9 protein-coding genes are annotated in these 9,941 nt (G+C 55.9%); 8 read left to right on the plus strand and 1 reads right to left on the minus strand.

All coding sequences use genetic code 11. The features are described from left to right. The first annotated feature begins 14 nt into the window (after window positions 1-14). The 5 genes from ABWO67_RS17010 (at window position 15) to ABWO67_RS17030 (ending at window position 6,091) form a co-directional block, all read left to right on the plus strand. Complete coding sequence (locus tag ABWO67_RS17010; protein WP_353153757.1) at window positions 15-416, plus strand: hypothetical protein; 402 nt, start codon at window positions 15-17, stop codon at window positions 414-416. Between the two features lie 351 nt (window positions 417-767). After that, window positions 768-3,035 (plus strand): bifunctional diguanylate cyclase/phosphodiesterase, encoded by a 2,268-nt coding sequence (locus tag ABWO67_RS17015; RefSeq protein ID WP_353153759.1) that lies wholly within the window; start codon window positions 768-770, stop codon window positions 3,033-3,035. Further along, complete coding sequence (locus ABWO67_RS17020) at window positions 3,032-3,904, plus strand: phosphate/phosphite/phosphonate ABC transporter substrate-binding protein (protein ID WP_353153762.1); 873 nt, start codon at window positions 3,032-3,034, stop codon at window positions 3,902-3,904. The genes ABWO67_RS17015 and ABWO67_RS17020 overlap by 4 nt, the downstream gene beginning before the upstream one ends. Window positions 3,905-4,000: 96 nt before the next feature. After that, window positions 4,001-4,927 (plus strand): arginase, encoded by a 927-nt coding sequence (rocF, locus tag ABWO67_RS17025; RefSeq protein ID WP_353153765.1) that lies wholly within the window; start codon window positions 4,001-4,003, stop codon window positions 4,925-4,927. A 216-nt stretch (window positions 4,928-5,143) separates the two neighbouring features. Continuing rightward, complete coding sequence (locus ABWO67_RS17030) at window positions 5,144-6,091, plus strand: cation diffusion facilitator family transporter (protein ID WP_353153767.1); 948 nt, start codon at window positions 5,144-5,146, stop codon at window positions 6,089-6,091. Here ABWO67_RS17030 and ABWO67_RS17035 read toward each other — a convergent pair. After that, entirely contained in the window at window positions 6,063-6,989 is a 927-nt protein-coding gene (locus ABWO67_RS17035; protein WP_353153770.1) for a LysR family transcriptional regulator, read from the minus strand. The two genes, ABWO67_RS17030 and ABWO67_RS17035, sit on opposite strands and share 29 nt — an antisense overlap. A gap of 157 nt (window positions 6,990-7,146) precedes the next feature. Between ABWO67_RS17035 and ABWO67_RS17040 the strand changes: the two genes are divergently transcribed. From ABWO67_RS17040 to ABWO67_RS17050, 3 genes are read left to right on the plus strand one after another with little or no spacing between them, the layout of a single operon-like run. Continuing rightward, the gene (locus ABWO67_RS17040; RefSeq protein ID WP_353153773.1) at window positions 7,147-7,512 is read left to right on the plus strand and encodes a helix-turn-helix domain-containing protein; all 366 of its coding nucleotides are present in this window, start codon (window positions 7,147-7,149) and stop codon (window positions 7,510-7,512) included. A 6-nt stretch (window positions 7,513-7,518) separates the two neighbouring features. Further along, entirely contained in the window at window positions 7,519-8,622 is a 1,104-nt protein-coding gene (locus ABWO67_RS17045) for a carboxynorspermidine decarboxylase (protein ID WP_353153776.1), read from the plus strand. A gap of 16 nt (window positions 8,623-8,638) precedes the next feature. Then, a complete protein-coding gene (locus ABWO67_RS17050) occupies window positions 8,639-9,937 on the plus strand; it encodes a saccharopine dehydrogenase family protein (RefSeq protein WP_353153778.1) in 1,299 nt (432 codons plus the stop codon). The last annotated feature ends 4 nt before the right edge of the window (window positions 9,938-9,941 follow it).

Consider the following 9,941-nt stretch of genomic DNA (forward strand, 5'->3'; position numbering starts at 1 on the left):
AAAGGAGAAATACTATGTCTAACGAAATGATGAAGAACTGGAGCGAGTACAAACCCACTAAAACCGTATGGCTATGGTCATGTGTCGGTACCGCTGCTTTGACAATGATAATAGGATTCACAGGGGCAGGCTGGGTCACCGGCGGCACGGCAGCCGAACGGGCGCAAGTGTCGACCGAGCAAGCAGTAGCCACACTGGCGGCTGGCATTTGCGCTAATCGGTTCCTTGCTGCCGAAGATGCCGGGACCAAGCTTGCTGCGTTGAAAGATCTGGATTCCTGGAAAAGGGACACGTTTATCGAGGAAGGCGGCTGGGTGACTTTCGCCAGTATGAAAGAACCAGTGGATGGCGCGGCAGAACTCTGCGCGAGTCAGTTGGCAACTGCGGAACTTCCAGTGGTGGAAAACGGGGCGTAAAGGCAAGACCGCCAAACCTGCTCGCTGTAACAGGCAGGGTGCGTCCATAGCCCTAGACCCTGACGCTTTGTCGTAAAAAAGCCCAACCGTTGCGAGCCGGTTGGGCTTAAGTATTTTGGGGGTCGAGTAAGGACCGACCCTATTACGCCCGACTAACGTCAATTACGACGCAATGGGAAATTGAAATCTATCTTTTTGTAACGTTCCTGACATGTGAGAGTAGGAGAATGCGGCGTTATCTACTGCGCCGGCCGGTATTTCCGTTCGTTCACCCTATATATGTGGTTTGCTTTATTAAAGAGAAGCGACTGGCGCCTGTTACGGGCTGCCATTGTTGGATTCTCGCTTGTCGTGTTGGCGCTTGTATGGGGCATTACGCTGCAACGGCTAGCCGCCAGCAAAGCGATGGCCCTAGATACCGCCCGGACACAGCAGAACAATCTTTCCGTCATCGTCTCCGAAAACCTGGAACAACTCTTGGATGGCGCGCGCACCATCGCCTTTGCTTCAAGGGAGTGGTGGGAGGGCTCACCGCAGGAAGTGATGGATCGTCTAACCGCCATGCGCGCGGCGAATCCTGCTTTCTTGCGGATATCGCTCTACGATGCCGAAGCGACGCGAATCTACAGTTCTTCGCCTGTTCCTGACGATCCGTTTCTGACAACGGCCGTAAGCGATGCGCTTCAAGCGGGATCCGGTGTGAATTTCAAGGGCTTGATAGTGCCTGCGGTGTCTACCTTACTGGAAGACGCCTGGCACAAGCCGCTACTGTTTCCGGTGGGTAAATCAGGTTCTGCACCGGTGGGCATGCTGATGGTGATGCTCGACCTGGGATACCTTCTGAAGGTATATCAACGCATCGAGTTCGGCACCTCGGGGGTTATTCATATTCTGACCCGGGATGCCCAAGAGGTGCTGGAGTGGCGCCCCGAAGGCCTAGTGTTCAATAGCAAGAAACGCTATTTCAACATATTCGCTGTCCAGTCCGCAGTAATGGGCTCGTTGACGACGGATCTGTTTCAGGACGGGCGCATCTACCTGTCGAGCTTTAGGCGTGCAGAGCGCTTTTCTTTCTTGCTCGTCGTCAGCCGAAGTATGCAGGATATTCTGGCCCCCCACCTGAAAGCCCGGTCCCATTCGCTGTCTACGCTGGGCATCCTGACGATCATCATTGCTGCAGGAGCCTATTTCATTGCCAGCGGCATAGGTCGACATGGAAAGCTGTTTGGTGCGCTGGTGGTGTCCAACGAAAAGAATCGGTCTCTCATTGTCCGGCTTGAGGATGAAAAGGGTCGCGCCTTCGTACTGGCTGCACACGACCACCTTACCGGGCTACCTAACCGACGCACCTTCAATGAATTGGCAACGAACCATCTCGCCAATGCCAGACAGCATCGCGGCCACTACGTCTTGATGTATCTGGACCTGGACCGTTTCAAGCAGGTCAATGACACTCTGGGGCACCATGTTGGCGATATCCTGTTGCAGACGGTGGCCATACGCTTGCGAACATCTCTTCGTGATTCCGATATCGTGGCACGGCTCGGAGGCGATGAATTCGCCATATTGCTGACAGGTCTTGCGTCCATCGAAGACCTGCCCTTGATTGCAGACAAGGTCATCAGGCAAGTCAGCCAACCTTTCGAAAGTCAGGACGGGCAGGAAATCCACGTTAGTCCCAGCATCGGCATTGCCGTCTTCCCGCGCGATGGACAGGATTTTGACTCGTTGTGCAAGAACGCTGACGCGGCTATGTATGAGTCCAAGCGCAAGGGGCGCAGCACTTACACCTACTATGACACCGCGTTGAATTCTTCGAGTGAGCAGAGGTTCAATCTGGAGCAGCGTCTTCCCAAAGCGATTGCGGAGGATGAGCTGGTCCTGCACTTCCAGCCCAAGGTCAGGCTGTCCGACTTCAGAATTGTAGGGTTCGAGGCCCTGGTGCGCTGGCAGCATCCGGAACTGGGCCTGGTCTATCCCGATGACTTCATCCCTTTGGCAGAGGAGACTGGTTTGATCGTGGAGTTAGGTGAGTGGGTCGCTCGCTCGTGTTGCCGCCAGCAAGCGGCCTGGCAGGCGGAAGGACTGGGTTGCGTGCCGATGGCTATAAATATGTCGCCCCTGCAGTTGCAGCGGGAGGAACTGCCCAGCCGCATCGAGAGTCTGCTTATCGAGCATGGCGTGACAGCAGATATGCTCGCGATCGAGATCACCGAAACGGTTCTTCTCAAGTCGCTGGACACCGCTGTCATGGTGCTTCGAAGGCTGGAAGCCATGGGTGCGCAAATATCGCTGGACGACTTTGGCAGCGGCTTCTCAAGCCTCAGTTATGTGCGAACGCTGCCTATTCACATCATCAAGATCGACAAGCAGTTTATCCGCGATATTCGCAACAGCCCGCACGACGCGGTGTTGGTAGCGTCCATCATTTCGCTGGCACACAATCTGGGCATGCAGGTTATTGCAGAAGGTGTCGAAACGCTGGAGCAACTCATCTATTTGAAGACGGCAGGCTGCGATCAGGCTCAAGGCTATTACTTCAGTCGACCTGTGCCGGCGGCCAGCGCCCGTGAGCTATTGAGTAACGGCGTGCTTGCGCCATCCGGAGTAAATACATGAACAAGATAGTATCAAGGCTTTGTGCCTTATTTCTGTTTGCGGCAGCAGCAGGGGCAGCCCAAGCGCAAGCGTGCAGCAATCCTGATACCCTGCGCTTCGCCGTTATCCCGCAAATGAAGGATCAAACGGCCGTGGGGCACTATGATGCGCTCATCGAAACTCTGAAGGATGAGCTGGATCGCAACGTTGTTCTGGTGCCTGCCGGCTCCTACGGCGCTGTGATCGAAGGCTTGTCCGATGGCAGCGTGGATCTGGCCGAACTGGGGCCTGGCTCGTACGCCTTGGCCAGGGATCGCGGCGCAAATATTACTGCTTTTGCATCGCTGCATAAACAGATCGATGCCAGCGGGCCGTCTAATTATCGTTCGGTCTTGATCACCCGGGAGGATGCCGGCATTCAATCTCTTGAGGCGTTGCGGGGATCGGCTCTGAGCCTGGTTGATCCTGTCAGCACGTCCGGCGGCATTGTGCCAAGGGTAGCCGTGCAGCGGATGACAGGTATGCCCCTGGAAACATGGTTCGGACGAGTGTCGTTCGCAGGCTCTCACGACCTGGCGATAGAGGCTGTGCTCAATGGCCGGGTCGCTGCGGCGTTTGTAGCCGACAGCCGGGTCAAACACGGGGTGTACAACGGGCGCCCCGTAGCGGACGCCCTGCATACTGTCTGGCGTTCAGATCCGATCCCGTCTGATCCGTTTGCATACCAGGTCGGCCTGTGTGCGTCCGTGAAACAGGCAATTCACCGCGTTTTTTTTGAGCGGCAGGACGACCTGCAACCCTTATTCGCTTGGCGCGATAGGCAAGGCTTCGTATCTGTCGTGGATAGCGACTACCAGCTCCTTATGCATAGGTTGCCCGACTCGCCCTGAATCAGTGAGTAGGATACTGATCTTGTGTTGTTATATAGCAGTATGCAAAGCAGTAAGATAGTGGCCTCTGAGTGTTGATGGAAGGGGCGTAAATAAATGGTCAACACCAAGAATCATGTCAGCCTGATCGGCGTTCCCACGGATGTGGGGGCCGGCAGCCGAGGTGCTGGCATGGCACCCGAAGCGTTACGGGTTGCGGGTCTGGTATCCGCACTTGAGCGTTTGGATATCAAGGTCAGCGACGGTGGCAATCTTTCCGGACCACTTAATCCCTGGGCCAGTCCCGTCGATGGTTTTCGCCATTTAAGCCAGGTGATTCAGTGGAATCACCTGGTCTTTGATGCGGTGTATCGGCACTTGAACGAGGGGCGCATACCGCTGATGATGGGGGGCGACCACAGCATGGCGATAGGCTCTATTAGCGCCGTGGCCCGTTATTGCCGGGAGCAGGCCAAAGATTTACTGGTGGTATGGCTCGATGCACATGCCGATTTCAATACGGCGGCGCTGACGCCCAGCGGCAATATTCATGGCATGCCCGTGGCCTGTCTGTGTGGCCATGGCCCGCAAGCCCTGATTAGTCTTAGCGGCCAGGTACCGGCCTTGCGCGCCAACCAGATTCGCCAGGTGGGCGTTCGCAGCGTCGACGAAGGTGAGAAGCGTTTTATTCATCAAGCCGGTATTGAAGTGTTTGATATGCGCTATATCGATGAAAGCGGCATGAGCGACACCTTGCACAAAATCTTGCGCGACGTGTCACCGCAGACCCATTTGCATGTCAGCTTCGATGTTGATTTTCTGGATCCGGATATCGCGCCGGGAGTGGCCACAGCGGTTCGAGGCGGCCCCAGCTACCGAGAGGCGCAACTGTGCATGGAAATTCTGGCCGATACCGGCGTCGTGGGCTCCATTGATGTGGTGGAATTGAATCCGGCTTTGGATGTGCGCAATCAAACGGCCCGTCTGGCAGTGGATTTAATAGAAAGTCTGTTTGGTAAAAGCACGCTGGTGCGTAAGCGATAGGCAATAAGTGAAGCGGTTTTCGAGCAGTCGAGGCCAACTTCGCCTTGACTGCTATTCATCAATTTATTAGATGGAATCTATCTTTTTTAATCTTTTATTTTGTTGGATAATGACGACTAGTTCAGATTGCTCACAACAAGGATGGCCTCGTTTGTGGGGAACGCGGTGGGTGCATCAGCCTGCGAGCAGGGCACATCCGGTAATAACAGCGTCGTCATGAGTCATCATTATTTTAGCCCTTCGACCGAAGAAGGGGTTTTGCGTATTTCCATCGTTATCACGCTTTTCGTAACCGTGCTCGGGGTGGTATTCGGGCTGTTTGCGGCTTCGCTGACAATTCTTTTCGATGCCGTATATGAATTGATCGACGTGGTTATGACTGGCCTGGCGCTGTTGGTTGCCCGGCTCATTACCATCTCTACATCTGGCAGCACGATCAACAAGCGGCTGGCCGAGCGTTTCAACATGGGTTTCTGGCATTTGGAACCGATGGTGCTGGGGGTGAACAGCCTGTTGCTGATGGCGGCCGCCATCTATGGCCTGCTGCATTCCATCGATAGTGTCATGAGCGGTGGACGCCAGGTTGCCTTCGATTACGCTCTGTTTTTCGCCGCTATCTCGCTCGTGGTCGAGTTTGGGGCTGTGATGTTTCTGATGTCGGCCAACCGGCGTATCCACTCTGAATTCCTGGCGCTCGACGCGAAGTCCTGGTTGATGTCATGTTGCATTAGCGTGGCATATTTGCTGGCTTTTGGGTTTGGCACGGCCGCCCAGGGAACACATATGGAGTGGCTCACTCCCTATATCGATCCGGTGGTGCTGGGGCTGGTTTGTTTGGTGGTGTTGCCAATTCCGTTCGGCACGGTGCGTCGCGCCCTGGAAGATATCCTGCTGGTCGCACCCGCCGAGCTCAAGCAGCACGTCGACGAAGTAGCGCGGGCCTCGGTCCAGCGCTATGGGTTCGCGTCCCATCGCGCCTGCGTCGCCCGGGTTGGCCGCGGGCGGCAGATTGAACTTTACTTTCTTGTGTCCAATGAATGGCCTGCCAAGGCGTTGGCCGAGTGGGATCGCATCCGCGATGAGATCAGCGAGGCCATTGGCGGCGATACACCGGACCGCTGGCTGATGATCGTATTCACGACCGACCCTGAATGGGCCGAGTAGTCGTGGAAGCGGCAGCGTCCGGCGTTTGCACCTGACCCAGCAATTCCGTATAGCGCGCCTGAACCCACTGGACGGTCGGGGTCGGTTGCCAGCCCTGTCGCCATAGAACGCGCACTGACAGCTGCGATAGCGCAAGCGAGGGGCAGAGCACTTGTTGCAGCGGCTTATCATAGGCGTCGTCAGTCCCGACATTGACGGGCAGGATAGCCCATCCCAGGTCGTCGGCGACCATCTCGGCAATGCTGTAGAAACTGTCTGAGCGCCAGAGTTTGGGACTATAGGTGGCTTCATGTACGTCTTCGGCGTGCATCACCAGTTGACGGTATTTCACCAGATCCTTGCGTTGGGCGACCTCTAGTCGCGCCAACGGGTGGTCGTTCGTGACGAAAACCCCCTGCGGTACTGCGCCGATGTGACGTTGTTCGAAGTGAGCGGGCAGGGCGCCCCGCACAAAATGAAACGCGATGTGCGCCTTTTCCTGGTCAACGAAGAGAGCGACTTCGGTGGCGGTTCCGTTCAGCAAGGTGAGCTCCAGGTCGGGGAAGCGCACCGACATTTCGCGTAGAAGCGTGCTGATGGCGGCATAGGGCAGAGCCTCGTCCAGCGCCAGGGTGAGTTTGGCTTCGCTTCCAGAGCTTAGGGACTGGGCTCGATTGTTGAGCGCCTCGGCTTGGCGCAATAGTTCGCGAGCCTCCAGCAAAAGGAGTTGCCCTGCATCGGTGAGCTGTGCGTTGCGGCGGGAACGGTCGAATAGGTCTAGGCCCAGGTCCGCCTCTAGAAGGCCGATGGCGGTGCTGACCGCAGACTGTGCTTTGCCCAGGCGTCGCGCCGCCGCGCTGAACGAGCCGCTGTCGGCAGTCGCCACAAATTGCCGAAGTTGATCGAGAGTCCATTGCATGTAGCCATTCTATCTAACTGCACGCCGAAGCGTTTATCCATTCTATGTGCATAAAATATGCCTCAGGTTGCATATTCACTTCAAGTGATATAGCATTGAGGGCATAAAGTGATGAAACATTGATCCCCACCCGACTACCATTAAACAGATCACTCATATGCCCAAAAAGCCAAAGAAAGCGACGGCAACACCCGTCGATAGCAAGCTGTCGACCGAGCTCCAAACCATCGATACAGTGGCCACGCTCAAAGATCTGCGTAAAGCTACGCACCACACTCAGGATGGCCTGGCTGTCGCAATGGGGGTGGGCCAAGGCACGATTTCCCGAATTGAAAAACGCCACGACATGCTGGTGTCAACGCTGCAGCATTATGTGGAAGGCATCGGAGGGGCATTGCAGATACTGGTCACGTTTCCGAACCGCTCGCCGCTGGTCGTAGAGCGTCTGGGGAAAAAAATTACGACGTCCTCCAAGGACACCAACAAGAAACCTGTCGATGCTAACAGCCAGGCGAATAACTGATTTATTATGCACACCATACCCACACCGTATTACCTGATAGACAAACCGGCGTTGCAACGCAACCTGGACGCCATCGACTATGTACGCGAGCACTCAGGCGCCAAGGTCCTGCTTGCGCTCAAGTGCTTTGCCACCTGGTCGGTGTTCGACCTGATGCGCCGGCATATGGACGGCACCACATCGTCGTCTCTGTACGAAGTCAAGCTGGGCCACCTGAAGTTCGGAGGCGAGACCCATGCTTATAGTGTGGCTTATGCCGATCACGAAATCGAAGAAGTCATCGCGCATTGCGACAAGATTATTTTCAACTCCATCAGCCAGCTTGAGCGCTATGAATCGTTTGCCCAGGATAAGCCAATAGGCTTGCGGTTGAACCCGGGTGTAAGTTGCGCGGGATTCGACCTGGCCGATCCCGCTCGCGAGTTCAGCCGCTTGGGTGAAAGCGATCCCGAGCGTATCCTGGGCATCGTCGATCAGCTCGACGGCGTCATGATTCACAACAACTGTGAAAATGATGATCTGGGTCGCTTCGACGAGCTGCTCGCCCAGGTGGAACAGCGGTACGGCGATGTTCTGAAGCGCCTGAAGTGGGTCAGCCTGGGCGGCGGTATCAGTTTTACCGCGCCAGGCTATCCACTGGATGCATTTTGCGAGCGTCTGCGCAGCTTCGCACAAAAGTACGACGTGCAGGTATATCTCGAGCCTGGCGAAGCGGCGGTCAGCCATAGCGCTACGCTCGAGGTAAGCGTATTGGACGTCGGCTACAACGGCAAACATCTGGCTGTGGTCGATGCTTCCACTGAAGCTCACATGCTTGACCTGCTGATCTATCGCGAGACCGCTCTCTTGGGCGCTGATACGGGTGATCACGAGTACATGATTTGCGGCAAGACTTGCCTGGCTGGCGACATATTCGGTGAAGGCCGTTTTGCAACGCCATTACAGATCGGAGACCGTATCTCGATCAGCGATGCCGCAGGCTACACCATGGTGAAGAAAAACTGGTTTAACGGTGTCAACATGCCGTCGATAGCCCTGAAAGAAGCCGATGGTTCCGTGCGCGTAGTGCGCCAATTTTCCTTTGACGATTACGTCAACAGTCTATCCTGATTTGGGGGGTATTCAAATGAAACGCAACGTTCTTATTATCGGTGCAGGCGGCGTGGCGCACGTCGCAGCGCATAAGTGCGCACAGAACAACATATTGCTGGGCGATATCCATATTGCTTCGCGCACACTTAGCAAATGCCAAGCGATTATCGCCTCCATCAAGGAAAAGGGCAGCCAGTGCGGTCCGGGGCAGCTAAAGGCGCATCAGTTGGATGCCTTGGACGTCGAAGCCACCAAGGCTTTGATCCGTGCCACTGGCAGCCAGATCGTCATTAATGTGGGTTCGCCCTTCCTGAATATGTCGGTCCTGCAAGCGTGTATCGACACCGGTGCCGCCTACCTGGACACTGCCATCCACGAAGATCCCGATAAGGTGTGCGAGGCGCCGCCCTGGTACGCGAACCACGAGTGGAAGCGCCGCGACGCTTGCCGGAACGCTGGCGTGACGGCGGTGCTCGGCGTGGGCTTTGACCCCGGCGTCGTGAATGCCTACGGGCGTTTCGCCATGGACGCTTATTTCGATGACGTGGAATCCATTGACATCATCGACATCAACGCGGGCAGCCATGGCCGCTACTTCGCTACCAATTTCGATCCGGAAATCAACTTTCGCGAGTTCACGGAAACGGTCTGGTCGTGGGAAGGCGGCCAATGGAAGGCCAGCACGATGTTCGAGCACAAGAAAGATTGGGACTTGCCGGTTGTGGGCAAAAGCACCGCATACCTGACTGGCCATGACGAGCTCCATTCCATGTCGAAGAACCTGGGCGTGCCCAATATCCGTTTCTGGATGGGCTTCGGCGATCACTACATCAACGTGTTCACAGTACTGAAGAATCTGGGCCTGCTGTCCGCAAAGCCCGTGCTGACCGCCGAGGGGCTGGAAGTCATCCCGCTCAAGGTCGTCAAAGCTGTATTGCCAGACCCGGCCTCACTCGCGCCGACCTACACCGGCAAGACCTGCATAGGAGACTTGCTTAAGGGAACCAAGAATGGCAAACCCCAGGAGGTTTTTGTCTACAACATCTGCGATCATAAAGCGTGCTACGAAGAGGTCGGCAGCCAGGGTATTTCCTATACTGCCGGCGTACCTGTCGTCGCGGCGGCCATGTTGATTGCCGATGGTGTTTGGGATGTACACCAGATGGTCAACGTAGAAGAGCTTGATCCGAAGCCGTTCATCGAACTGATGAATCGCATCGGGCTGGTGACCCGTGTACGCGATGCGCAGGGTGACCGCGTCCTGGATCCATACAAGAAAATTCCTGAAATGGCAGGCTCGCAAAAGCGGTTAGTCGACGCGTCGACACGCTGAGCCA

It is taken from the genome of Pollutimonas bauzanensis (assembly GCF_040393045.1).
Classification (GTDB): domain Bacteria; phylum Pseudomonadota; class Gammaproteobacteria; order Burkholderiales; family Burkholderiaceae_B; genus Pollutimonas; species Pollutimonas bauzanensis_A.

Bases quoted from the DNA above. Each gene is read 5' to 3' on its own strand.
- ABWO67_RS17010 (WP_353153757.1), top strand. From the start codon at position 15: ATGTCTAACGAAATGATGAAGAACTGGAGCGAGTACAAACCCACTAAA.
- ABWO67_RS17020 (WP_353153762.1), top strand. From the start codon at position 3,032: ATGAACAAGATAGTATCAAGGCTTTGTGCCTTATTTCTGTTTGCGGCA.
- rocF (WP_353153765.1), top strand. From the start codon at position 4,001: ATGGTCAACACCAAGAATCATGTCAGCCTGATCGGCGTTCCCACGGAT.
- ABWO67_RS17030 (WP_353153767.1), top strand. From the start codon at position 5,144: ATGAGTCATCATTATTTTAGCCCTTCGACCGAAGAAGGGGTTTTGCGT.
- ABWO67_RS17035 (WP_353153770.1), bottom strand. From the start codon at position 6,989: ATGCAATGGACTCTCGATCAACTTCGGCAATTTGTGGCGACTGCCGAC.
- ABWO67_RS17040 (WP_353153773.1), top strand. From the start codon at position 7,147: ATGCCCAAAAAGCCAAAGAAAGCGACGGCAACACCCGTCGATAGCAAG.
- ABWO67_RS17045 (WP_353153776.1), top strand. From the start codon at position 7,519: ATGCACACCATACCCACACCGTATTACCTGATAGACAAACCGGCGTTG.
- ABWO67_RS17050 (WP_353153778.1), top strand. From the start codon at position 8,639: ATGAAACGCAACGTTCTTATTATCGGTGCAGGCGGCGTGGCGCACGTC.